General features: G+C 69.1%; 21 protein-coding genes and 1 pseudogene. 7 read left to right on the top strand and 15 right to left on the bottom strand.

Features of this window, described 5'->3' with window-relative positions; all coding sequences use genetic code 11:
• Positions 1–65 precede the first annotated feature (65 nt).
• The 4 genes and pseudogenes from arsB to VH569_RS18420 all read right to left on the bottom strand — a co-directional run bounded on the left by arsB (position 66) and on the right by VH569_RS18420 (position 3404).
• Positions 66–1139, bottom strand: a complete 1074-nt coding sequence (gene arsB, locus VH569_RS18435) for an ACR3 family arsenite efflux transporter (RefSeq protein ID WP_423316843.1) — start codon at positions 1137–1139, stop codon at positions 66–68.
• A 16-nt stretch (positions 1140–1155) separates the two neighbouring features.
• The gene (locus tag VH569_RS18430; protein ID WP_423317018.1) at positions 1156–1659 is read right to left on the bottom strand and encodes an arsenate reductase ArsC; all 504 of its coding nucleotides are present in this window, start codon (positions 1657–1659) and stop codon (positions 1156–1158) included.
• Positions 1660–1875: 216 nt separating this feature from the next.
• A pseudogene (locus VH569_RS18425) lies at positions 1876–2055 on the bottom strand (ArsR/SmtB family transcription factor); the annotation flags it as partial.
• Positions 2056–2516: 461 nt separating this feature from the next.
• The gene (locus VH569_RS18420) at positions 2517–3404 is read right to left on the bottom strand and encodes a LysR family transcriptional regulator (protein ID WP_423316841.1); all 888 of its coding nucleotides are present in this window, start codon (positions 3402–3404) and stop codon (positions 2517–2519) included.
• 130 nt (positions 3405–3534) lie between these two features.
• Here VH569_RS18420 and VH569_RS18415 point away from each other — a divergent pair, with 130 nt between their 5' ends.
• Positions 3535–4512 carry a quinone oxidoreductase family protein gene (locus tag VH569_RS18415; protein ID WP_423316839.1) on the top strand — a complete coding sequence of 326 codons (978 nt, stop codon included), beginning with the start codon at positions 3535–3537 and terminating at the stop codon, positions 4510–4512.
• On the opposite strand, the gene VH569_RS18410 is transcribed toward VH569_RS18415, so the two are convergent.
• Together VH569_RS18410 and VH569_RS18405 are read right to left on the bottom strand one after the other, a co-directional pair.
• Positions 4499–4993 (bottom strand): GNAT family N-acetyltransferase, encoded by a 495-nt coding sequence (locus tag VH569_RS18410; protein WP_423316837.1) that lies wholly within the window; start codon positions 4991–4993, stop codon positions 4499–4501. The two genes, VH569_RS18415 and VH569_RS18410, sit on opposite strands and share 14 nt — an antisense overlap.
• Positions 4994–5024: 31 nt before the next feature.
• Positions 5025–6206, bottom strand: coding sequence for a PQQ-dependent sugar dehydrogenase (locus VH569_RS18405; RefSeq protein WP_423316835.1), 1182 nt, complete (start codon positions 6204–6206; stop codon positions 5025–5027).
• Between the two features lie 209 nt (positions 6207–6415).
• On the opposite strand from VH569_RS18405, the gene VH569_RS18400 reads away from it, so the two are divergent.
• Both VH569_RS18400 and VH569_RS18395 read left to right on the top strand, forming a co-directional pair.
• On the top strand, positions 6416–7450 hold the full coding sequence (locus tag VH569_RS18400) for a sensor histidine kinase (protein WP_423316833.1): 1035 nt from the start codon (positions 6416–6418) through the stop codon (positions 7448–7450).
• Positions 7451–7630: 180 nt separating this feature from the next.
• A complete protein-coding gene (locus VH569_RS18395; protein WP_423316831.1) occupies positions 7631–8704 on the top strand; it encodes an NAD(P)-dependent alcohol dehydrogenase in 1074 nt (357 codons plus the stop codon).
• Positions 8705–8818: 114 nt separating this feature from the next.
• Here VH569_RS18395 and VH569_RS18390 read toward each other — a convergent pair whose 3' ends face one another.
• A complete protein-coding gene (locus VH569_RS18390; RefSeq protein WP_423316829.1) occupies positions 8819–10102 on the bottom strand; it encodes an ABC transporter substrate-binding protein in 1284 nt (427 codons plus the stop codon).
• Positions 10103–10380: 278 nt separating this feature from the next.
• On the opposite strand from VH569_RS18390, the gene VH569_RS18385 reads away from it, so the two are divergent.
• Positions 10381–11130, top strand: coding sequence for a response regulator (locus VH569_RS18385; RefSeq protein WP_098737837.1), 750 nt, complete (start codon positions 10381–10383; stop codon positions 11128–11130).
• Positions 11120–12565 carry an ATP-binding protein gene (locus VH569_RS18380; protein ID WP_423316826.1) on the top strand — a complete coding sequence of 482 codons (1446 nt, stop codon included), beginning with the start codon at positions 11120–11122 and terminating at the stop codon, positions 12563–12565. The genes VH569_RS18385 and VH569_RS18380 overlap by 11 nt, the downstream gene beginning before the upstream one ends.
• Before the next feature lie 152 nt (positions 12566–12717).
• Here the strand turns inward: VH569_RS18380 and VH569_RS18375 are convergent, their stop codons facing one another.
• From VH569_RS18375 to VH569_RS18345, 7 genes are all read right to left on the bottom strand, one after another.
• Positions 12718–13542 carry an aldo/keto reductase gene (locus VH569_RS18375; protein ID WP_423316825.1) on the bottom strand — a complete coding sequence of 275 codons (825 nt, stop codon included), beginning with the start codon at positions 13540–13542 and terminating at the stop codon, positions 12718–12720.
• 139 nt (positions 13543–13681) lie between these two features.
• On the bottom strand, positions 13682–15967 hold the full coding sequence (locus VH569_RS18370; protein WP_423316823.1) for a xanthine dehydrogenase family protein molybdopterin-binding subunit: 2286 nt from the start codon (positions 15965–15967) through the stop codon (positions 13682–13684).
• Positions 15964–16953 carry an FAD binding domain-containing protein gene (locus tag VH569_RS18365; protein ID WP_423316822.1) on the bottom strand — a complete coding sequence of 330 codons (990 nt, stop codon included), beginning with the start codon at positions 16951–16953 and terminating at the stop codon, positions 15964–15966. The genes VH569_RS18370 and VH569_RS18365 overlap by 4 nt, the downstream gene beginning before the upstream one ends.
• Positions 16950–17495, bottom strand: coding sequence for a 2Fe-2S iron-sulfur cluster-binding protein (locus VH569_RS18360; RefSeq protein WP_423316820.1), 546 nt, complete (start codon positions 17493–17495; stop codon positions 16950–16952). Before VH569_RS18360 ends, VH569_RS18365 begins: the two co-directional genes overlap by 4 nt.
• 179 nt (positions 17496–17674) lie before the next feature.
• Complete coding sequence (locus VH569_RS18355) at positions 17675–18784, bottom strand: ABC transporter ATP-binding protein (protein WP_423316818.1); 1110 nt, start codon at positions 18782–18784, stop codon at positions 17675–17677.
• 7 nt (positions 18785–18791) lie between these two features.
• Entirely contained in the window at positions 18792–19682 is an 891-nt protein-coding gene (locus VH569_RS18350; RefSeq protein WP_395455169.1) for a carbohydrate ABC transporter permease, read from the bottom strand.
• A complete protein-coding gene (locus VH569_RS18345) occupies positions 19675–20634 on the bottom strand; it encodes a carbohydrate ABC transporter permease (protein ID WP_423316816.1) in 960 nt (319 codons plus the stop codon). Before VH569_RS18345 ends, VH569_RS18350 begins: the two co-directional genes overlap by 8 nt.
• 347 nt (positions 20635–20981) lie before the next feature.
• Here VH569_RS18345 and VH569_RS18340 point away from each other — a divergent pair, with 347 nt between their 5' ends.
• Positions 20982–21395, top strand: coding sequence for an ester cyclase (locus VH569_RS18340; protein ID WP_423316814.1), 414 nt, complete (start codon positions 20982–20984; stop codon positions 21393–21395).
• Between the two features lie 105 nt (positions 21396–21500).
• Positions 21501–22517: an oxidoreductase gene (locus VH569_RS18335; RefSeq protein ID WP_423316812.1), complete on the top strand. Its 1017-nt coding sequence runs from the start codon at positions 21501–21503 to the stop codon at positions 22515–22517.
• 33 nt (positions 22518–22550) lie between these two features.
• Here VH569_RS18335 and VH569_RS18330 read toward each other — a convergent pair whose 3' ends face one another.
• Positions 22551–24161: an ABC transporter permease gene (locus tag VH569_RS18330; RefSeq protein ID WP_423316810.1), complete on the bottom strand. Its 1611-nt coding sequence runs from the start codon at positions 24159–24161 to the stop codon at positions 22551–22553.
• Positions 24162–24244 lie beyond the last annotated feature (83 nt).

Below are 24244 nucleotides of genomic sequence, written 5' to 3'. Positions count from 1 at the left end.
ACATGATGGGCGTGCGCCGGACCCGTCTCAATCATGCGCAGCAAAAGCCCATGAAAAGGCGGAGGTCATGCCCCCGCCTGTCCTTCGTACCAGGGCTTGGTTGCCTTGACGATGTGCACCACCGACAGCATCACCGGGACCTCGACCAGCACCCCGACCACGGTGGCGAGCGCCGCTCCGGAGCCGAGCCCGAACAGGCTGATGGCCGCCGCCACCGCCAGTTCGAAGAAGTTGGAGGCGCCGATCAGCGCGGCCGGCGCCGCCACGCACCACGGCACCCCAAAGCGGCGCGACAGCCAATAGGCGAAGCCGGCATTGAAATAGACCTGGATCAGGATCGGCACCGCCAGCAGCAGGATCACCAGCGGCTGCGCCAGGATCTGCTCGCCCTGGAAGCCGAACAGCAGAACCAGCGTGGTCAGCAGCGCCAGCAGCGACACCGGCTGGATGCGGCCGAGCACGCGCGTCAGCGCCGGCTCGCCGCCGGTCGCCAGCAGGCTGCGCCGCCAGAGCTGGGCGGCCACCACCGGGATGACGATGTAGAGCAGCACCGACAGCAGCAGCGTGCCCCACGGCACGGTGATCGACGCCACGCCCAGCAGCAGCCCGACCAGCGGCGCGAAGGCGAACACCATGATCAGGTCGTTCAGCGCCACCTGGCTCAGCGTGTAGTGCGGTTCGCCGTCGCACAGGTTGGACCACACGAACACCATGGCGGTGCAGGGGGCGGCGGCCAGCAGGATCAGCCCGGCGATGTAGGAGGAGATCTGCTCCTGCGGCAGCAGCGGCGCGAACAGATGGCCGATGAACAGCGTGCCGAGCAGCGCCATCGAGAAGGGCTTGACCGCCCAGTTGATGAACAGCGTCACGCCGATGCCGCGCCAATGTTCCTTGACCTGCCCCAGCGCGCCGAGGTCGATCTTCAGCAGCATCGGCACGATCATCAGCCAGATCAGCACGGCGACCGGCAGATTGACCTGGGCGACCTCGGCCGCGGCAATCGCCTGGAACAGGCCGGGCACCAGATGGCCGAGCGCAATGCCGGCGACGATGCACAGCGCCACCCAGAGGCTGAGATAGCGCTCGAAAGTCCCCATGGCGGGACGCGCCGCCGGGGCGTACTGGATGTCAACGGTCATGGATTTCATCCCCGTCTTACGGCTTTGCCCGTGCCATGTCGTCCATCCGGCGCTTCAGCGCCATGCGGTCGAGCGATGCGATGGGCATGCTGGCGAAGGACCGGATGCGGCGTTCGATCTGCCCGAACACGGTGGCGGTGAAGGCGGCTTTCTCGGCGTCGCTTCCTTCGGCGCCGGACGGGTCGGGAAAGCCCCAATGTGCGCCGATCGGCTGCCCCGGCCACACCGGACAGACCTCACCCGCGGCGTTGTCGCAGACGGTGACGATGAAATCCATATGGGGGGCGCCGGGCGCGGCGAACTCGTCCCAGGTCTTCGACCGAAGGTCTGCCGTCGGAAAGCCCAGCCGCTCCAGCAGGTCGCGGACATAGGGGTTGATGCGCCCGGACGGCTGGCTGCCGGCGCTGAAACCGCGGAAGCGGCCCTTGCCCTCCCGGTTCAGCAGGCATTCCGCCATGACGCTGCGGGCGCTGTTGTGCGTGCAGAGGAACAGCACGTTGTAGACGCGGTTCTCGGCCATTTTTCGCTCCGTTTTCGGGTCTCGGCAGCCGCAGCGCGGCGCCGCGGTCTTCTCGCCGTTGGCCGCTTCCGGCGTCGGCGCGCAGACCGGGATGCAGGCGCCGGCATTGGCCGACCGGCCGCAGCAGTTCTCCGACAGGAAGCCGAGGATGCCGCTCATCCGCTCGAAATCTGCCGAATAGATCAGCGACCGGCTCTCCCGCCGCTGCAGGATCAGCCCGGCATTGGTCAGCGCCGACAGGTGGAAGGACAGGGTGGCCGGCGCGACCGCCAGCGCCTCCGCAATCGATCCGGCGGCGCGGCCCTCCGGTCCGGCTTCCACCAGCAGGCGGAAGATGTCCAGCCGCGTCTCCTGTGCCAGCGCCGCCAGCCCGGTCAGGACATCCTTCTTTTCCATGAGGCTACCCATAAATTCGATGATTCCACAATCATCGAAATGACAGCCTGCGCCTCGGCTGTCAACATCATTTCGATGGATATCGAAATAAGCTGCCAAGGCCTGCCGCCCGATGTCGCCTGCCGGAAAAACCAAAGGCCCCCGCAGCGATGCCGGCGGAGGCCTTGGTGTAAAGAGCTTGTTCGGATGGAAGGTCAGAAGCCGATGATGCCCGTCATCCAGAGCAGGATCACGATAATTCCGGGAACGCCCAGAAGCCAAAGCAGGATAGGCATGCGTTTCCTCCATATTCAGATGGTCAGGCTGCAAGAGCACTGCTCTTCGATGCTGCTGAATTAACGGAGTCACTTGCCGATCTGTTCCCTCGTTTCTCCCGCCGAGGCCGCGCTTCGCGAAAAAATTTTGTCGGTACCGCCGATGGCATCGACCGTGATTGCATCGCAGCGACGGCGAAAAAGCCTTCAATCCTCCAGCAGCGACCGCTCTGCAGCGATGATCGACACCAGGGCGTCCATCACCGCCCGCACCCGTGCCGACCGCCGGAGATCGTTGTGCACCAGCAGCCACAGTTCGCGCGGCTGCGCCGGCGGAAGGCCCACGGCCGGGAGCGCCGGAACCAAGGCCGGGACCGGAACCGCTTCCTCCCGACCGAGGAAATGCGGAATCGCGGCGATGCCGATGCCGGCCGCGGCCGCGGCGCGCAGGCTCATCAGATCGTTGGCGCGGAAGACGAAGGGGCGCCGGCCGGCCACCTGCCGCAGCCAGCGCTGCTGCGGCACATGGTCCATGCTGTCGTCATAGCCGATGAACTCCCAATCGGCCTCGTCGCGGCCGTCGAGATAATCCCGCGTCGCATAGAGCCCGTATCCCATCGCGCCGATTCGGCGGGCGACCAGCCCGTCGTCCTCCGGCCGTTGCAGGCGCAGCGCGAGGTCGGCCTCCCGCCGGGTCAGGCTGACCGCACGGACGTCGCCGACCAGTTCCACCACCAGCTTGGGCAGCGTCCGCCGCAGGCCGGCCAGCCGCGGGGCGAGGAAACTGCTGGAGAAGGCCGGCGGTGCCGACAGGCGCACCACACCGGCCGGCTCGCCCGGCTGGCCGCGGGCATGGCGTTCCACCGCCAGCACCCCATCCTCCACCCGGCGGGCCAGGACCGCGAACTCCTCCCCCTCCGCAGTCGGGGCATAGCCGCGCGGCAGCCGGTCGAACAGGCGCACGCCGAGGTCGGCCTCCAGCGCCGCCACCCGGCGGGCGACGGTGGAATGGTCCACCCCCAGCCTCCGTGCCGTCGCCGACAGGCTGCCGCTGTCCGCCAGCGCCAGGAAGACGCGCAGGTCATCCCAATTCATCGGCTCGTTCCATCCGATACCCTGTCTCTGCGCAAAAATACCCAGGAGTTGGGCGACTTTGCCGAATTTCAGCGCGCTGCGCCACAGATTAGCCTCCGCTCCATCGCAACGATCAACGGAGACAGCCGATATGATCCGCTCAATCCAGATGGCCGGGCCGGGCGGCGCCGAGGTGATGCAGCCCACCCTCATCGACCTGCCGGCCCCGCGCGAGGGCGAGATCCGCCTGCGCCATGCCGCCGCCGGGGTCAATTTCGTCGACATCTACCACCGCACCGGCCTCTATCCGCTGCCGGCCTATCCCGCGACGCTCGGGGTCGAGGGCGCTGGCATGGTGGAGGCGGTCGGGCCGGGGGTGGAGGGGCTTGCCGTCGGCGACCGCGTCGCCTGGGCCGGGCTGCCGGCCGGCGGTTATGCCGAGGCGCGCCTGCTGGCCGCCGACCGTGCGGTGCGCCTGCCCGATGGCGTCGAGCCGGTGGCCGCCGCGTCGCTGCTGCTGCGCGGCATCACCGTCCACATGCTGCTCAACCGGGTCTGCCCGGTCGGGCCGGGCAGCACGATCCTGGTGCATGCCGCCGCCGGCGGGCTTGGCCTCCTGCTCACCCAATGGGCGAAGAGCCTGGGCGCCACCGTCATCGGCACGGTCGGCAGCGCCGCCAAGGCGGAAACCGCCCGTGCCCATGGGCTCGACCATGCGATCCTGTATCGGGACGAGGATTTCGTCGCCGCCGTGCGTGACCTGACCGGCGGGCGCGGCGCCGACGTCGCGGTGGACGGCATCGGCGGCGACACGCTGCGCCGGACCTTCGACGCGGTGCGGCTGTTCGGCACCGTGGCCAGCGTTGGTCAGGCCGGCGGGCCGGTCGCCCCGGTCGAGCTGTCCGAACTGGGACCGCGCCGCTCGCTCTGTCTCGCCCGGCCCAGCGTGTTCGCCTACATGGCCGATCCAGCCACCTACCGTGCCGCCGCCGGGGAGGTGCTGGCCCGTGTCGCTGCCGGCCTCAGCGCCGGTCCGGTGACCTGCCTGCCGCTCGATGCCGCGGCGGAGGCCCATCGCGCGCTGGAGGGGCGGGACACCAGCGGCGCCCTGGTCCTCACGCCCGATTGAGGCGCGCCGCCGGGACCAGCCATTTTTCCATGGCGTAATTGTGGATCGGCACATCGCCGATCTTGAGGTCCCGGCGGGCCAGCAGGGTGAAGCCGCGGCGCAACAGGAAGGGGCGGGCGGCCTCGCTCGCCTCCACATGCAGGCGGGGGTGGCCGAGCGCCAGGGCGCGCGCCTCCAGCACGTCGACCAGCGCCGACATCACGCCGCGGCCGGCGGCTTCCGGCGCGCAATAGAGGAAGTTGATGTGGCCGTCGGTCTCGACGTCGCTGAAGGCCACCGGCCGGTCGTCCCCGTCCACCGCGACCAGGGCGACGCGGCCGTCGCCATAGGCTTCCCGCACACGCTCCACCGTCGGCGCCCGGGCGGCCCAGGCCTCGACCTGCTCGGCGCTGTAGAAGCGCGGGCCGATGCCGCGGACGGAGCGGGCGTAAAGCTGCGCCAGGACGGGGGCGTCCGACGGCCGGTAATCCCTGATCCTCATCTGTCCCATCTTTCGGCCCATTTCCAGGCGGTCATTTCGCCGGCGCCAGCCGCAAGACCGCGCCGTCCGCGGCATCGGTGATGACATAGAGGGCGTCGTCGGGTCCCTGTGCCACATCGCGGATGCGCGCGTCGAGCGGAATGCGCTCGACCTCCCTCGCCCCCGTGCCGTCGATGGCGACGCGCACCAGCCCCTTGGCGCTGAGGCCGCCGATCAGGGCGCTGCCCTGCCAGTCGCGGAACAGTCCCCCGGTGTAGAAGGCCATGCCCGACGGCGAGATCACCGGCGTCCAGTGGATCGCCGCGTCGGTGAACTCCTTGCGGGTCGGCGGGTCGGGGATGTCGCGGCCGTCGTAATGCTTGCCCCAACTGACCAGCGGCCAGCCGTAATTCTTCCCGGCTTCCGGCCGGTTCAGCTCGTCGCCGCCCATCGGACCCATCTCGGCGATCCACAGCGCTCCGCTGCGCGGGTCGATGGCCGCCGCCTCGATGTTGCGGTGGCCGTAGGACCAGATGGCCCCGGCGGTGCCCCCCTCACCGGCGAACGGATTGTCCTTCGGAGCCGAGCCGTCGCGGTTCAGCCGGACAACCTTGCCCAGCGTGTTGTCGCGGCTCTGCGCCGGATCGAACTTGTAGCGCTCGCCCAGCGTCAGGAAGATGTGGCCGTCGGGCGCGAAGGCGATGCGGGTGCCGAAATGGTTCCCGCCGTCCACCTTGGGCGACTGGCGGAAGATGACCTTGAAATCCTCGATGCCATGCTCGCCCAGCGTGCCGCGCGCGAGCGCCGTGCCGGCGGTGCCGCCATCCCCTGGCTCGGCGTAGGCGAGGTAGATGACGCGGTTGCGGGCGAAGTCGGGATCGACGGCCACGTCCATCAGCCCGCCCTGGCCCTGGTTGAAGACCTTGGGCGTCCCGGCCAGCGGGGAGGACAGCGAGCCGTCGCGCGCCATGATGCGCAGCCGCCCCGGCTTTTCCGTCACCAACGCCCGGCCGTCGGGGAGGAAATCTATGCCCCAGGGCCGCTCCAGCCCGTCGGCGACGCGGCTGACCGCCACCGGCCCGGCGCTGGTGCGGACGGTCTTCACCATATGGGCATTGCCCAGCTGCGCCTGTCCTTGCCCCTGTTGTGCCTGCGCCGGGGCAAGCGGAATGGCGAGGGCGGTAATGAGAGCGGCGATTGGAGCGGTGTCCGACAGGGCCAGGGTGCTGCGCATCGCGATCCTCCGGTTTTTCGGGATTGGCCTTGCAGATGGGGGTGCGCGGCCGGCGGCCAAGGCCGGCTGCCCCGAAAGACTCCGCCGCCGGGATGGCCGACCGGAGCCTGGATGCAATTCGTCACATGATTGTGTGCATACCCGGGTCATCCGATCTCGTATTCAGGCTGTTACCCTTCCGTTGCGGCGTTCGGAGCAGGGCACGGGGTATGGAAGACTTTTTTCGCCGGCTGTCGTCCAGCCTCCCACGCGCCGCTTGGGCACAGTATGGGATCACGCTGCTGCTGGTCGGGCTGACGGCGCTGGTGCGCTATGCGCTCGATCCGCTGCTGTTCAAATACCCGTTCCTGCTCTTCATCCCGACCATCGTCGTCGTCGCCCTGCTGTTCGACCGCGGGTCGGGCTATCTGGCGGCTGTGCTGTCGGGTCTGTGTTCGGCCTGGCTCTTCATGAAGCCGGAGGGCATGCTGTGGGTCGCAGAGCCGGGCGACCGGCTGGCCTTCCTCATCTATATGGCCGTTGGTTTCGGCATCGCCGGCGGCGCCCATGCCCTGCGCCGGGCGAACGAGCGGCTGCGCGAGTATTCGGACCGGCTGGCCGCCGCCAATGTGGAAAAGGATCTGATGCTGCACGAGATCCACCACCGGATCCGCAACGACCTGCAACAGATCTGCGCCCAGTTGACGATCGCCGCTCACAATGCGGGGGCGGGGCAGGACATCGTCAGCGGCACCATCGAGCGGATCGGCGTGCTGGCCCGCGTCTATGTCCGGCTGCGCCGGGTGGAGGGCGTCAACATCGTCAGTTCGAAGGAGTTCCTGGAAAGTCTGGTGGAGGACATCCAGCTCGGCGTCGTCGGGGTGCAGCCGGTGGTGGTCAGCGCCGAGGTGGAGGATGCCGATCTCGACATGGGCGTCGCGGTGGCGGTCGGCACCATCGCCAACGAACTGGTCACCAACGCGCTGAAATACGCCTTCCCCGACGGCCGGGCCGGCCGCATCGACCTGAGCTTCCGCAAGGAGGCGACCGGGTGCGTGCTGTGTGTCTGCGACGACGGGGTCGGCATCCTGTCCGACCGGCCGCAGGGGACCGGGCTGGGCGGCCGGATCATCCAGCAGCTTGCCCTGCAACTGCGCGGCAACCTCGACATCGAGCCGCGGCCGGAGCGCGGGGTGAAGGCGATCCTGCGCTTTCCCTGCTGCCAAGGGGCGGTACTGCCCGGCGACGGCCCCGCCGCCGCCTGAAAACGGGCCGCGACGGCATGGGGGAGGGCGATTTTCCGCGGCCGTTTAATCTGCATCAACGCGGTTCCTCCCCAGTCGTGCCAGACTGGCCGGCGTGAAGCACAGCGCCGGCCGCGGGCCGTTTGCCAAAGTCACGCCAAACAGCCTCCCGACCGGCGCCACCATAACTGGGAGGACGCCATGGTCATGATGAAAGCGGCGGTGTTCGTCGAACCGGGCCGCATCGTTCTGGACGACAAGCCGATCCCCGACGTCGGGCCGCTCGACGCGCTGATCCGCATCACCACGACGACGATCTGCGGCACCGACATCCACATCCTGAAGGGCGAATATCCGGTTGCCCGCGGCCTGACCATCGGCCATGAGCCGGTCGGCATCGTCGAGAAGCTGGGCTCCGCCGTCACCGGCTACCGGGAGGGGCAGCGGGTGATCGCCGGGGCCATCACCCCCAGCGGCCACAGCAATGCCTGCCTGTGCGGCTGCCATTCCCAGGACGGCGCCGGCACCCGGCATGGCTGGAAGCCGCTGGGCGGCTGGCGCTTCGGCAACAGCATCGACGGCTCCCAGGCCGAATACCTGCTGGTCCCCGACGCGATGGTCAACCTCGCTCCCGTGCCCGACGGGCTGACGGACGAGGAGGTGCTGATGTGCCCCGACATCATGTCCACCGGCTTCGCCGGGGCGGAGCGCGGCAACATCCGCATCGGCGACACGGTTGCGGTCTTCGCGCAAGGCCCCATCGGCCTGTGCGCCACCGCGGGCGCCAGGCTGAAGGGCGCCACCACCATCATCGCCGTCGACACCGTGCCGGTGCGGCTGGAGATGGCGCGGCGGATGGGGGCCGACCATGCGGTGGATTTCCGCCAAACCGATCCGGTGGAGGAAATCATGCGGCTGACCGACGGCCGCGGCGTCGATGTCGCCATCGAGGCGCTGGGCACCCAGGCGACCTTCGAGGCGGCGCTGCGCGTGCTGCGGCCGGGCGGCACCCTGTCCAGCCTCGGCGTCTATTCCGGCGATTTGCGCCTGCCGCTGGGGCCGTTCGCCGCCGGTCTCGGCGACCACACCATCGTCACCTCGCTCTGCCCCGGCGGCAAGGAGCGGATGCGCCGGCTGATGGGCGTCGTCGCCTCCGGCCGTGTCGACCTCAAGCCGCTCGTCACCCACCGCTTCCCGCTGGAGCGGATCGAGGACGCCTACGATCTGTTCGGCCACCAGCGCGACGGCGTGCTGAAGGTGGCGATCACGCCCTGAGTCATGCCCCGACGCGCACATGAAAAGAAGCCCCCCTCCCATGCGGGAGAGGGGCTTTCCAAGGTCACGCGCAACACCAGAGAAGGAGAGAGGACAAACGAGGAAGACAGAGGCTTACTTCGCCAGATCGACGGCTTCGGCCAGACGCTTCACCGCCTCCTGCGAGGTCATGGTGGAGTTGAAATGGGCGGTCACCACGTCGAGGAAGGCGCCGCGGACGGCACCGGGGACCGCCATCTCGTGGGCCATCGAGGGCACGGCGCTGTTGGTGTCGATGGCGGTCTTCAAATCGTCCATCGACTTGACGGCGCATTCGTCGAAGCTGTCGCGCGCCATGTCCTGGCGGGCGGGGATCGAGCCCTTAAGCACGTTGAAGGTCTCCTGGAACTTCTTGCCCAGGATCAGCTTGGCCAGCAGCTTCTGGCCGGCGGCGCGGTCGGCGTTGGCCGAGCTGAACATGACGAAGCTGTCGGAATTGACGATGTAGCCGAACTGGCCCGGCACATGGGCGCAGACGAAGTCCTTGCCCGGCACCTTGCCGGCGGCGGTCAGCTCGCCCTTTTCCCAGTCGCCCATGATCTGCATGGCGGCCTGGCCGTTCATCAGCAGGCCGGCGGCGAGGTTCCATTCGCGGCCGGGGAAGCCGTCGTCGACATAGCCGCGCAGCTTGCGCATCTGGTCGAACACCTTGACCATCGTGTCGCTGGTCAGCGTCTTGGCGTCCAGCTCCACCAGCGCCTTGCGGTAGAAGTCGGGACCGCCGAGGCCGAGGGTGACGTCCTCGAACAGGGCGCCTTCCTGCCAGGGCTGGCCGCCATGGGCCAGCGGGATGATGCCGGCGGCCTTCAGCTTGTCGGCGGCGGCGTTGAACTCGTCCCAGGTCTTCGGGATGGCGACGCCGGCCTTTTCCATGACCTTCGGGTTGACCCACATCCAGTTGACGCGGTGGATGTTCACCGGCACGGCGTAGTAATGGCCCTTGTAGGTCACCACGTCGCGGATCTGCGGCGGCAGGATGGCGTCCCAGTTCTCCGCCTTGGCGACCTCATCCAGCGTCGCCAGCTTGCCCTGCGCCGCCCAGTCCTTGATGTTCGGACCCTTCAGCTGCACGGCGTTCGGCGGGTCGCCGGCCAGCACGCGGGAGCGCAGCACGGTGCTGGCCGCGTCGCCGCCGCCGCCCGCCACCGGGGCATCGATCCACTTGCCGCCCGCCGCCTCGAAATCCTGGCGCAGCGCGCCCGCAGCCTTCGATTCGCCGCCGGAGGTCCAGTAATGCAGGACCTCCACCGCCGGTTCGGCCTGGGCGGGGGCGGCCATGAGGGCGCCGGCCATGACGGTCGCCAGGGCAACCATGCTGGTCGCGGTCATGCCGAGGATGGAATTGCTGAGAGACGGCATTTTGGACATTTCCCCCTGTTCCCTGTCTTCGTTCGGTTTCCCTGCCGGCCCCGGCTGTCCACCGTCCGGCCGCTGGAGGAACTCTATCCCGCGTGCAATTCGGCGCCCGGATTATTTGGTAACAACGCCTTATCACGGCCGCGCCGCTGTTACGCAACCGTTACAAAGCGGCCCGCGCGGCGCACTGTACCCGGACCGGCGGGGAAGGCTACACTCGAGCCCAACGAACAAGAAAGCTCCCCTCCGCGGGGTGGGGAACGGAAGAGGGAAGGGACGCCATGGAGCGCGCGCGCCATCTCCTGGTCGTGGACGACGATCCCGAGATCCGGGACATGCTGCATGATTTCCTGGTGAAGAGCGGCTTCCGCGTCTCCACCGCCGGCGACGGGCGCGAGATGGCGCGGGTGCTGGCGCAATGGCCGGTCGATCTCATCGTGCTCGACGTCATGCTGCCGGGGGAGGACGGGACCAGCCTGTGCCGCTCGCTGCGCGCCAAGTCCGAAACCCCGGTCATCATGCTGACCGCCATGGGCAGCGAGGTCGACCGCATCGTCGGGCTGGAGGTCGGCGCCGACGATTATCTGGTCAAGCCCTTCAGCGCGCGTGAACTGCTGGCCCGCATCCGCGCGATTTTGCGCCGCTGCGGCGGGCCGGAGCCGGTGCGCGAACGGCCGCGCGTGCTGGGCTTCGCCGGCTGGTCGCTCGACCAGGGGCGGCGGGAACTGCGCACGCCGGACCGGGTGGTGGTCCATCTCAGCCAGGGCGAATACGCCCTGCTCGGCACGCTGCTGGAGCGCGCCCCCCAGGTGGTGGAGCGCACCGAACTGCTGGAGAAGCACCGCGGCGACACCTCGATCCCGTTCGACCGCAGCATCGACATCCAGATCAGCCGTCTGCGCCGCAAGCTGGAGGAAGGGCCGGGCGGTTCCGGGCTGATCAAGACGGTGCGCGGCATCGGCTATCAGTTCACCGCGACCGTGGTGGACCAGGGCGAAGCCGCCTCTTCCGGACTGAGCCGTGGCGCTTGAACGCCTGCGCGCCGCCCGGCTGCGCCACCGCATCCTGGCGGCGATGGTGGCGCTGCTGGTGCTGACCCATGGCGGGGCGCTGGTCGGCATGCAGCTGGTCGACGACCGCGCGCGGGAGCTGTTGACCGCCCACCGGCTGGGACCGGCGATGGCGGCGGCGGTGGAGGCAGCCGACCGCGCGCTGCTGGACGGCATCGCTGCCGGGCCGGTGCTGGCGCTGAGCGGTCTGCCCGACCTGTCGGTGTCCTGGCAGGGGCCCGGCACGCCGACCGTGCCCGCCGGCTGGGTGCTGGAGGGGGTGGTCGACGCGCCGCGCCCGGTGTTCGTCGCCGTCCAGCGCGCCCTGCTGTCCGTCCATTCCGCCCGCGCCCAGACGCTGGCGGAATCCCTGTCCCTGGTGGCGGAGGACACGGCGGCCCAGCTGCGCGACGCCCGCGTCTATGTCCAGCTTGCCGGCGGCGGCTGGCTGGAGTTCGCCAGCCTGCGCTTCTGGCGGCCACGGACCACGCCGTTCGAGATGGTGCTGGCCGGTCTGGCGGCTTTCGGTCTGGCGCTGGGACTGCTGCTCTGGCTGCCCGGCCGGCTGGTCCGCCCGCTGGAATCGCTGGCCGAGCAGGCGACCCGTCCGCACGACCGCCTGCACCCCCGTCCCCTGCCGGAGGACGGGCCGGAGGAGGTCGCCTCGCTCGCCCGCGCCTTCAATCAGGCGCGCAACGCGCTCCGCGACCTGATGGAGGGGCGCACCCATCTGCTGGCGGCGATCAGTCACGATCTGCGCACCCCGGCGACCCGGCTGCGGCTGCGCGCCGAATATGTCGATGACGATGCGCTGCGCGCCAAGATGATGGCCGACATCGACGAGATGGCGGCGATGGTCACCGCGACGCTGGAGTTCCTCGGCGACGACGTGCTGCGCGAGGAGGTGGAGGTGGTCGCCTTCGCCAGCCTGCTGCAGAGCCTGTGCGACGACTATGCCGACACCGGCTCGCCGGTGACCTATCACGAGCCGCCGCCGCTCCAGTTCGCCGCCGTCCGCACCATTTTCGGTGGCGGGGTGGAGCGCAGCGACCGTTTCGAGCAGGCCCGCCAGCTTCGCCTTGCCGGCCGCCCGTCCAGCCTGCGCCGCGCCTTCGCCAACCTGATCGACAACGCAATCAAGTACGGCGAGCGCGCCACCGTCTCCGTCGATGCCGACGCCGTCGAGATCGTGGTGGATGTCTGCGACGAGGGACCGGGCATCCCGGAGGCGGAAATCGCCAACGTCTTCAAGCCCTTTGTCCGGCTGGAGGGTTCCCGCAACCGCAAGACCGGCGGCAGCGGGCTCGGCCTGTCCATCGTGAAGTCCATCGTCGAGGCCCACCAGGGCCGCATCGAGCTGAGCAACCGCGCCAGCGGCGGGCTGCGGGTCAGGGTGACACTGCCGCGGATGTTGTGAGTTCATCCAGAGATCCCCCTCTCCCCCCGGGGAGAGGGTCGGGGTGAGGGGGATGCACATGCCGGATTTCTGGGACAGGGCCGCCATGCGACCCCCTCACCCTAACCCTCTCCCCAGGGGGGAGAGGGGACTACGCGCCGACCACCCCCAACTCACTTGTCCCAAGCCGGCGCCAGCCCCGCCGGGCTGACGATCCGCCCGTTCGGTTGCGCCAGCGTCGCAATCGCGGCCATGTCCCCGTCGTCCAGCGCGAAGTCGAACACTGCGAAATTCTCCGGCACCCGCTCCGGCTTGGCGGTCTTCGACAGTACGATGTGGCCCAGCTGGATCAGCCAGCGCAGCGTCACCTGGGCCGCCGTCTTGCCGTGCTTGGCGCCGATCCGCTGCAACTCCGGATCGCGCGGCACCTTGCCGTCGGCCATGGCGTAGTAGGCGGTGATCGCCACGCCCAGTTCGCTCGCCGCCGCCGCCATCGCGCTCTGGTCGAGATAGGGGTGGACCTCGATCTGGTTGGTGACGATGGGGGCCTGGCTGCGCTCGACCGATTCCCGCAGCTGGGCGATGTTCTGATTGCTGACGCCGATGAAGCGGGTCTTGCCGGCGGCCTGCACCGCGTTCAGCATCTCGATCTGCTCGGCGATGGCGACCTGATCGGCCGGCCAGTGCAGCAGCAGCAGATCGATGTTATCGACCTTCAGCTTCTCCAGGCTTTCATCCACCGACGCGGCGAACAGATCGGGGCTGTATTTGTCGACCCAGACCTTGGTGGTCAGGAACAGCTCGTCGCGGCGGGCGCCTGCGGCTTGCAGGGCACGGCCGAGGGCGGCTTCGTTGCGGTAGATCTGCGCGGTGTCGAAATGGCGGAAACCGGCTTCGAGCGCCGCCGGCACCACCCGCTCGACCTCCTCGTCCGACATGCGGAAAACGCCGAAGCCCAATGCTGGGATTTCGGCGCCATTCGCCTTCACGGTCTGCATCCTGTTCTCTCTCCTGATCGGCGCAATGGCGCCTTCTCGTGTCTCGGATGGAGACATAGGGCGGGAGAGGCTGTCCGCAAACCGCCTCTCCCGCCCAATCACCTGTGAACCGAATTCCCAAATCAAAGGCTTCGGAGCGTCACATCAGCTTGTCGAGCGTGATCGGCAGGTCGCGGATGCGCTTGCCGGTGGCGTTGTAGACGGCGTTGGCGACCGCGGCGCCGACGCCGGTGATGCCGATCTCGCCGATGCCGCGGGCACCCATCGGCGCCTGCGGGTCTGGGATGTCGGTGTAGAGGATTTCGATGGCGGGAACGTCCATCTGCACCGGCACGTGATAGTCGGCGAGCGAGGCATTGACGATGCGGCCGGTGCGCGGGTCGAAGTTGGTCTCCTCGGTCAGCGCCAGCCCGATCCCCATGATGATGCCGCCCTTGAACTGGCTGGTCGCCGTCTTGGCGTTCAGGATGCGGCCGGCGTCGAAGGAGCCGAGGAAGCGCGAGACGCGGACCTCGCCGGTGACCTCGCTGACCCGGACCTCGCAGAACTGTGCGCCGTAGGAATGCATCGAGAAGGCTTCCATCTCCGCCGGCGGCGGGGCTTCGGCCTCGCAGACCAGCTCGCCGCGTCCCGACCGGCGCAGGATCGACTCATAGCTTTCGAAGCGCGCGGCGTCGTCGCGGTGGCCGATGCCGCCGTCCCGAGTCTCCACATCGGCCAGCGACAGGCCGGCCAGCGGCGAATCGTTGCCGGCGAGCTTCAGCAGTTCCTCGACGAAGACCTCCGTCGCGGCGATGACGGCGCCGCCGATGGAGGCGGTCTGGGTCGAGCCGCCGGCGATCACCCCGCGCGGCAGGGTCGTGTCGCCATATTCGAAACTGACCTGGGCAAGCGGAAGGCCGAGCCGGGCGGCGATGTGCTGGACCTGCGCCGTCGCCGTGCCCATCCCCATGTCATGCACCGCGGTCGAGACGGTGACCTGACCGCCGGCCGTCAGCCTGATGCGCGCCGCGCCGCCGGGGAAGCGGTGGTAGGGGTAGGTCGCGGTGGCGCATCCCATGCCGATCAGCCACTCGCCGTCCCGTTGCTGGCGCGGCGTCGGGCTGCGGCGCTCCCAGCCGAACCGTTCCGCTCCCTTGTCGTAGGCGTCGATCAGGTGGCGGGCGGAGAAGGGCTTGCCGCTGGTCGGATCCTTATCCGGCTCGATGCGCCGGCGCAGCTCGATGGGGTCGAGGCCGAGCTTTTCGGCCAGTTCGTCGATGGCGCATTCCAGCGCGAAGGTGCCGACGGACTCGCCGGGCGCCCGCATGAAGGTGTTCGCCAGCATGTCCATGTCGGCGACCTCCTGGGCCAGCCGGATCGACTTGGCGGCATAGAGGTGGCGGGCCGAGAAGGTGAACTGTTCGGGGCAGGAATTGTGCGCGGTCATCGCCGCGATGCCGGTGTGGATCAGCGCGTCGAGCCTGCCGTCGGCGCCGGCGCCGAGCGCCACCCGCTGTTCCGTCAGCGTGCGGCCGCCGACGATGCGGAACACCCCCTCGCGCGACAGCATGATGCGCACCGGCCGGCCGGCGAGCTTGGCGGCGGCGCAGGCGAGGATCTGGTGGTCCCACAGGCATTTGCCGCCGAAGCCGCCGCCGACATAGGGGGAGGAGACGCGAACCTTGTCCGCCGCCAACCCGAAGATGTCGGCCAGCTGCCCGGCGGTCAGGTCGAGAAGCTGGCTGGCGTCATGCACGCGCAGCTCGTCGCCGCTCCAGGCGACGGTGGCGGCGTGCAGTTCGATGGCGTTGTGGTTGTGGCGCGGCGTCCGGTAAATCTGGTCGACCTGCACCGCCGCACCTTTCAGCGCCGCCTCGGCATCGCCGATCTCGACCACCGGCGGCTGGCCCAGGATGTTGTCCAACTGGCGCGGTGTCTTCCTGGCCTCGTCGAACGAGGTCACCGCCGGCAGCGGCGCATAGCCGGCCGTCACCAGCGAGGCGGCATGATCGGCCTGCTCCTGCGTCTCGGCGAGCACGACGGCGATGGGCTGGCCGTTCCAATGGATCTCGTCGGTCTGCATGACCGGCAGGTCGCTCGCCCCGGCGGCGCTCGGCGACGACATCATCAGCGACGGCGCCTTCATCCGCGGCGCGTTGCGGTGGGTCATCACCAGCACGACGCCGGGGGCCGCCTCGGCCGCCGCGGTGTCGAGCGCCGTGATCCGCCCGCGCGCGATGGTGCTGAAGGCGAGCGACGCGTAGCAGAGCCCCTCATAGGGGAACTCCGCGGCGAACCGCGCCTTGCCCTGGGCCTTCAGCGGCCCTTCGATGCGCGAAACCGGCTGGCCCAGCGCGCCGTGTTTCTGGAGCAGAGGATCCTGCGTGACCGCCGGCTGCCAGCGGCCGGGCCGGGAAGCGGCGGCGTCGGAGTGCGCGCTCATGCCTCGTCTCCTGTCAGGTCGCCCAGGACGGCGACGATGGTCCGTTTCGCCAGCTCGATCTTGAAAGCGTTGTCGCGAAGCCCGGTCGCGGCGGCGAGTTCCGCCTCCGCGGCGGCGCGGAAGCTCTCCGGCGTGGCCGGCCGGCCCTTCAGCGCCGCTTCGGCCGCCGAGGCCCGCCACGGCTTGTGGGCGACGCCGCCGAGCGCCAGCCGCAACTCGCGCACCGTCCCGTCCTCGGCGAGATCGAGGGCAGCGGCGACCGAGACCAGCGCGAAGGCATAGCTGGCGCGGTCGCGCACCTTGCGGTAGGTCGAGCGGCGGGCGAAGGGCAGGGGCGGGAGTTCCACCGCGGCGATCAGCTCGCCCGGCGTCAGCTCCGTCTCGATGTCCGGCCGGTCGCCGGGCAGCCGGTGCAGGTCGGTAAGCGCGATGCTGCGCGGTCCCGCCGGGCCGTCCAGATGCACCGTCGCGTCGAGGGCGGCGAGCGCCACGCACATGTCGGACGGATGGGTGGCGACGCAGGCCGGCGAGGCGCCGAGGATGGCATGGTAGCGGTTGAAGCCGTCGCGCGCGTCGCAGCCGGCCCCCGGCTGGCGTTTGTTGCAGGCCGCAGCATTGTCGTAGAAATAGCGGCAGCGCGTGCGTTGCAGGATGTTGCCGCCGACCGTCGCCATGTTGCGGATCTGGGCGCTGGCCCCGGCCAGGATCGCGCGGGCCAGCAGCGGATACTGCGTGCGGACATGCGCATCGGCGGCCAGCGCGGTGTTGGTCGCCGCCGCCCCGATCAGCAGGCCGCCGTCGGCGCGCGGCTCGATCCCATTCGGCAGACCGGTGACGTCGACCAGCATCTCCGGCCGCTCGACCGTCTCGCGCATCAGATCGACCAGATTGGTGCCGCCGCCGAGATAGCGTGCCGCGGCGTTGCCCTTGGCCAGTCCGATGGCCGCCGCCGCGTCCGATGCCCGTTCGTAGGTGAAGGGGTTCATGCCCGTGCCCCCTCCTGCGTTTTGGCCTGTGTCTGGGAGGCCGGCGTCTTGACCAGCGTTTCGGAGATGGCCTCGATGATGCCGTTGTAGGCGCCGCAGCGGCAGAGGTTGCCGCTCATGCGTTCGCGCAGTTCGGTCTCGTCGATGGCGACGCTGCCCGCCGACAGGTCGGCGGTGACGACGCTCGGGATGTTGCGCTCGATCTCGCTTGCCATGCCGACGGCGGAACAGAGCTGGCCGGGCGTGCAGTAGCCGCACTGGAAGCCGTCATGCTCGACGAAAGCCTGCTGCAGCGGATGCAGCGCGCCGTCGCTGCCCAGCCCTTCGACGGTGGTGATGCTGCGGCCCTGATACTGGACCGCCAGCGCCAGACAGGAATTGATGCGTTCGCCGTCGACCAGCACGGTGCAGGCGCCGCAGGCGCCCTGGTCGCATCCCTTCTTGGTGCCGGTGAAACCCAGACTGTTGCGGAGGAGGTCGAGCAGCGAGCTGCGGATGTCCGCCTCGACCTCGACGCTTTGCCCATTGATGGTGAAGTTCATCAGCGCATTCCCCATGTCGGAACGGGTCCTGCCCGACGGCAGACCACGGCCGGCCCCCCGCCTTGCGGGCGGATCGAGCCGGCCTGTTAACCGGCAACGACGCTGGAAATCACGCTGGGTGGGGAAAAATCTCCCTCTCCCCAGGGGGGAGAGGGGATTATCGACGGCGCTCCGGACGCTCAGATCCGCTGTTCGGTTTTCGGGTCGAACAGGTTCGCCCGCGCCATGTCGATCATGAAGTCGGCGGTCTCGCCCTCCGCCACCCGGTCGCTCGGCTTGATGCGGGCGACCACCTCATGGCCGTTCAGCTCGACATAGGTGATGGTGTCGGCCCCGGTCGGCTCCAGCACGTTGACGCCGCAGGCGACCTTCACCAGCGCCGGGTTGCCGGCGGCGATCGCCGGGTCGTAGCAGGTGATGGCCTCTGGACGGATGCCCAGGATCACCTCCTGGCCCAACCAGTGGCCGGCCTGCTCCGGCGCCTGGAACAGCGGCAGGAAGCCGCTGCGCTCGCGCCCGATGCTGACGCCCAGCCGGTCGCCCTCGGCCGACAGCGTGCCGCGCACGAAATTCATGGTGGGGGAGCCGATGAAGCTCGCCACATACATGTTGGCCGGCCGCTCATAGACCTCCTGCGGCGGGGCGAACTGCTGGACGACGCCCTCCTTCATGATGGCGATGCGGCTGGCCAGCGTCATCGCCTCGATCTGGTCGTGGGTGACGTAGACCACGGTGGTGCCGAGCCGCTGGTGCAGCTTCTTGATCTCGGTGCGCATGTCGACGCGCAGCTTGGCGTCCAGGTTGGACAGCGGCTCGTCGAACAGGAACACCTTGGGGTCGCGGACCAGGGCGCGGCCCATGGCGACGCGCTGGCGCTGGCCGCCCGACAGCTGCGCCGGCTTGCGGTCGAGCAGATGCTCGATCTGCAACAGCTTGGCGACGCGGCGGACGGCGCCGTCGCGTTCAGTCTTCGACTGGCCGCGCATCTCCAGCGAGAAGCCGATGTTCCGCGCCACCGTCATGTTGGGGTAGAGCGCGTAGGACTGGAACACCATGGCGATGTCGCGGTCCTTGGGATGGACCTCGTTGACCACACGCTGGTCGATGCGGATCTCGCCGGCGCTGATCGTCTCCAGACCGGCGATCATGTTGAGCAGGGTGGATTTCCCGCAGCCGGACGGACCGAGCAGGACGAGGAATTCGCCGTCCGTCAGGTCCAGGTCGATGCCCTTCAGGACCTCGACGCTGCCATACTGCTTGCGGACGTTGTTGATGCTGAGAGTCGCCATCGGAAGATCACCCCTTGACGGAGCCGGCGGTCAGACCGCGGATGAAGTATTTCCCGGCGAGCACATAGACGACGAGGGTGGGCAGGCCGGCGATCATCGCCGCCGCCATGTCGACGTTGTACTGCTTCACGCCGGTGGTGGTGTTGACGAGGTTGTTCAGCGCGACCGTCACCGGCTGTGCGCCGCCCGCCGCGAAGGACGCCCCGAACAGGAAGTCGTTCCAGATCTGGGTGAACTGCCAGATGATCGTCACCACCAGGATCGGCAGCGACAGCGGCAGCATGATCTTGGTGAAGATCTGGAAGAAGCCGGCGCCGTCGATGGTCGCGGCCTTCACCAGATCGTCGGGGATGCTGACGTAGTAATTGCGGAAGAACAGGGTGGTGAAGGCGAGGCCGTACACCACATGGACCAGGATCAGCCCGCCGGCGCTGCCGGCCAGCCCGAGGAAGCCCAGCGTCTGCGCCATCGGCAGCAGGATCACCTGCGACGGCAGGAAGCTGCCGAACAGGATCATGCCGAAGACGACGTTGGCGCCGCGGAACCGCCACTTGGTCAGGGCATAGCCGTTCAGCGCCCCGAACAGGGTCGAGATGATCACCGCCGGCCCGACGATGACCAGGGAGTTGAGGAAATAGGGCGCCATGCCGCGGCAGTCGGCGCCAATGCAGGCGCGGTTCCAGGCATAGCTCCAGGCATCCAGGCTGAAGTCGCGCGGCAGCGACAGGAGCGAGCCGGTGCGGATTTCCTCCGGGCTCTTGAAGGAGGTGGCGATCATCAGCAGCAGCGGCAGCAGGTAATAGGCCGCGAACAGCAGGAGGATCAGGTACAGGCCCCAGCGGGCGATGCGGGCGCCGGTGCCCTGCGCCGGCGGCAGGGCGGAGGTCAGGCTAGACACGCTTGCCTCCCTTCAGTTCGGAATAGAGGTAGGGCACGATGATCGCCACCACGGTCGCCAGCATCATCAGCGCGCTGGCCGACCCGATGGCGATCTGGTTGCGGCGAAAGGTCATCTCGTACATGAAGGTCGCCGGCAGGTCGGACGCATAGCCCGGACCGCCGCCGGTCAACGCCACCACGAGGTCGTAGCTCTTGACCGCGAGGTGGGCGAGGATGACGAAGGCGCTCATGAACACCGGCCGGACCGACGGCAGGACGATGCCCCAATAGATGCGCGGCAGGCTGGCGCCGTCGAGATAGGCGGCCTTGATGATCTCCTGATCGACGCCGCGCAGCGCCGCCAGGAACAGCGCCATGACGAAGCCGGAGCTTTGCCAGACCGCGGCGATCACCAGCGTGTAGACAGCGGTGTCCTGCTGGACGATCCAGTCGAAGGTGAAGCCGGGAAAGCCCAGGTCGCGGACGAACTGCTGGATGCCGATGCCGGGGTTGAGGATCCATTTCCAGGCGGTGCCGGTGACGATGAAGCTGAGCGCCATCGGGTAGAGATAGATGGTGCGCAGTGCCCCTTCGCCGCGGATGCGCTGGTCGAGCAGCACCGCCAGCAGGATGCCGACGATCAGGCTGACGCCGATGAACAGCCCGCCGAAGATCAGCAGATTCTCGATGGCGACGTACCAGCGCTCGATCCGCCACAGCTTGGAGAAGGCGTCGGCGCCGACCAACTCGTAGGACGGCAGCATCTTGGAGTTGGTGAAGCTGATATAGACCGTCCAGACGATGAAGCCGTAGACGAACAGCAGGATCGCCGCGAAGGACGGGGCGACCACCAGCTTCGACAGATGCCGCTGCGCCAGCGCGCGCAGCCCGCCCGCCTGGGGCGGGGTGGCGCTGCCGGGGGCGGCCTCTTCTCCGGCTGCCGGCCGGTAGGATGGGGTCTGCAAGGTCATGGTGCGAGCCTCATCGGCTTTTGGGCCGGCTTTCGGGCCGGCCTCGCACACGGATGCAGGTCGCGCATGTCGGTTCCCTCCCGTGACGCGGTGCTGTTGGACCGTTGCAAGACGGTCGTTCGCTTGGCGGTCACTGTACGCTGCCGATGATGGGCGGGGCGGACAATTTGGTAACGCGGCGCTTTCCCGGTGCCTGCGTTGTTACGTGGCTGTTACAGACCGAGGCTGGAGCGGGCGCGCGAATCTCCTCCGGAGGGCCGATTTTCCTGTTTAAAACACGGCTTTCCTTGCTCCTGGCGGATTGGACGGGATAGCCATATATCAGGCTCCGGATGAAGGGAGGCAGTATGTCGATCCAGGATGCGAAAACGGTGGTTCGGCGCTTCAACGAGGAAGTCATCGCGGGCGGTGACCGGGCTGTTTTCGAGAAGTTGATGGCTCCGGGCTTCGTCAATAGGTCTGCGCCCGCCGGCGCTCCCGCAGGCGCCGAGAACATGTGGAACACCTTCCAGAACGTCCTCCGCCCGGCGCTGGCGGGGCTGACAGTCACGATCCACGATCAGGTCGGAGAAGGCGACAAGGTTACGACGCGGAAGACAATCTCGGGGACCCATGTCGGCCCGCTTCTCGGCGTCGAAGCGACGGGGAGGCAGGTCAGCATCGACGTGATCGACATCGTGCGGTTGGAGGATGGCCGCTATGCGGAGCATTGGGGTATCAATAACCTTGCTGCCGTGCTGGCCAGCTTGAGGCAAGGCTGAACCGGTTTCGGGAAGGTCTGGAGCGCGCGCCCCGCCCATGGCGCCTCGCCGCGTCATCGGGGCGGTGACATGCCGGGCGATAGAGCAAAAGAGGATCTTGAGACGATGAAGAGCCTGTCGGTCGGTCTGCTCGGCTTCGGCCTTGCCGGGTCGGTGTTCCACGCCCCGCTGATCCAGAGCGAACCGCGCCTGCGCCTGACGGCGGTCGCCAGCTCGCGCACCGACGACATCCGCCGCTCCGTGCCCGGGGCGCAGGTGACGACGGCCGAGGCGGTGATCGCCGATCCCGCCATCGACCTCGTGGTGATCGCCACCCCCAACACCAGCCATGCTCCCCTGGCCCGCGAGGCGCTGCTGGCCGGCAAGCATGTGGTGATCGACAAGCCGATGGCGACCACCGCGGCGGAGGCTGGCGAACTGATCGACCTTGCCAGGCGGCAAGGCCGGCTGCTGACCGTCTTCCACAACCGGCGCTGGGACAACGACTTCCTGACCCTGCGCGCCTGCCTGGAGGCGGGCGAGGTCGGCCGCCCCTATCACTACGAGGCGCATTACGACCGCTTCCGCCCGCAGATCAAGCAGGGCTGGCGCGAACGGATGCTGCCCGGCTCGGGCGTGCTGTTCGACCTCGGCGCCCACCTGATCGATCAGGCGGTGACCCTGTTCGGCATGCCCGACCGCATCCTCGCCGATGTCGGCGCCCAGCGGCCGGACGCTGAGGTCGACGACTGGTTCCACATCGTGCTGGGCTATGGGCCGATGCGGGCGATCCTGCATTGCGGAACGGTGGTCTGCCGGCCGGGGCCGCGCTTCCAGCTGCATGGCGACGGCGGCAGCTTCCTCAAGCACGGCATCGACGGGCAGGAGGCGGCGCTCCGCGCCGGCCGTCTGCCGACCGAAGCCGGCTGGGGCCTGGACGATCCCGAGAATCACGCCCTGCTGGTCCGGGCCGACGGGACGGAACGCCGGGTGGAGACGCTGCGCGGCGACTACCCTGCCTTCTATCGTGGCGTGGCCGCCGCCATCCTCGACGGCGCTCCGCCGCCGGTGGCCGCCGAGCAGGCGCGCGACGTGCTGAGCGTGCTGGAGGCGGTGCGCAAGGCGGCGGGACTGCCGGCCTGATGGATCTCCAACTCCGGCCCTAACTCCGCCCCCTCAACTCCGCCAGGGCACCACGCCCGGCGGCAGGCGGCGGCCGAACCTGCCGGCGGCGAGCATCGCGGCCAGCACCACCAGGATGGCGATGACGCCCAGCGCGGCGCCCAGCGTCGGGCTGCCGCCTTCCTCCAGCGCATAGACGACGACGCCCAGCGTCTCGCGCCCCTGCGACCACAGCAGGATGGAGACGGTCAGCTCGTTGAAGGCGGTCAGGAAGACCAGCAGGCCGCCGGCCGCCGCCGCCGGGGCGACCAGCGGCGCCACCACCGTCACCAGCCGCCGCAGCGGCCCGGCGCCCAGCGCGCGGGCGGCTTCCTCCACCGTCGGGTCGAGTGCGGCGCAGGCCGCCTGCACCGGCCGCAGCGCCAGCGGCAGGAAGCGGACCAGATAGGCCGCCAGGATGATCCACAGCGTGCCGTACAGGCTGACGCCCAGCCCCGGCAGCGGTTTCAGGAACAGCAGGATGCAGCCGATGCCCAGCACCACCCCCGGCACGGCATGCGGCAGCTCCACCAGCACGCCGACCGCCCGCGCGATCCGCCCGCCGCCGCCGGACAGCGCCATCGCATGGGCCAGCGGCACCGCCAGCAATGCCAGCAGCGCCGCCGCCGATCCCGACAGCAACAGCGAATTGGCGAAGGCCCGCCCGACCTGATCGAGCGCCAGCACCTCGCGGTAATGGGCCAGCGTCAGCGTATCGAGGCCGATGGGCAGGCCATAGACGCTGACGAGGCTGGTCGCCAGCAGCGCCGTCAGCGGTGCGGCGACGAGCAGCGCCAGAACGCCCCAGGCGAGCCACTCCACCGGCGCGCGGGCCGCCCCGAGCGGCAGATCGGCCAGCGGCCGGGCGCCGCCGGGCAGGCGGCTGGCGATGCGCGCCTGGAGGATGGTCTGGAGGGCGATGCCCAGGCAGGCGACGAGGCCGATCAACGCCGCCAGCACCGCCACCTCCGGCAGCGCCGACGGCCCGAAGCCGGCCAGCCGGCGGTAGATCAGCGTCGGCAGCATCGGTATGCCGGCCGGCACGCCGAGCAGCGCCGGAACCCCGAAATTCCCCAGCGCCGCGACGAAGGCCATGGCGAGCCCGGCGACCAGCCCCGGCAGGCAGAGCGGCAGCACCACGCCGCGCACCGCCCGCCACGGCCCGGCGCCCGATGCCCGCGCCGCCTCCAGCACGTCGCCGGGGATGGCGCGCAGGGCCGCGCGCAGGGCGAGGAAGACCAGCGGCGCATGCTCGATCCCCATCACCAGCATCATGCCGGCGGACGACTGCACCGGATTCGCCGTGCCGACCGGGGGAGCCAGCCCCAGCGGCTTCAGGATCGGGCTGCCGGAGCCGGCAAGATGGGTCCAGGCCATCGCCACGATCTGCGGCGGGATCATCAGCGGCAGGATCAGGGCGAAGCTCATCGCCGTGCGGGCGCGCAGGTTGGTCAGCCCAATCAGCAGGGCGAAGGGGCCGCCGATCAGCGCCGCGGCCAGCGTGGCGCCGGCCGCGATGGCGATGCTGTTGGTGGTGGCCCGCCATGTCATGGGAGAGTTTAGCGCGCGGCCCAGCACTGTGGCGTCGCCGGCCTCCCACAGCAGGCGCAGCACCGGCAGCAGCACCAGCAGCCCGACGAGCAGGAAAAAGCCCTCTCCCGCCCCGGGAGAGGGAGGGGACCCGCGCCAAAGGCGTGGGGAGGGTGAGG

Source organism: Azospirillum sp. 11R-A (assembly GCF_049472615.1).
GTDB classification, from domain to species: Bacteria; Pseudomonadota; Alphaproteobacteria; order Azospirillales; family Azospirillaceae; genus Azospirillum; species Azospirillum palustre.
The sequence above is the reverse complement of the archived record's forward strand: the minus strand, read 5'-3'. Positions and strand labels throughout refer to the sequence as shown.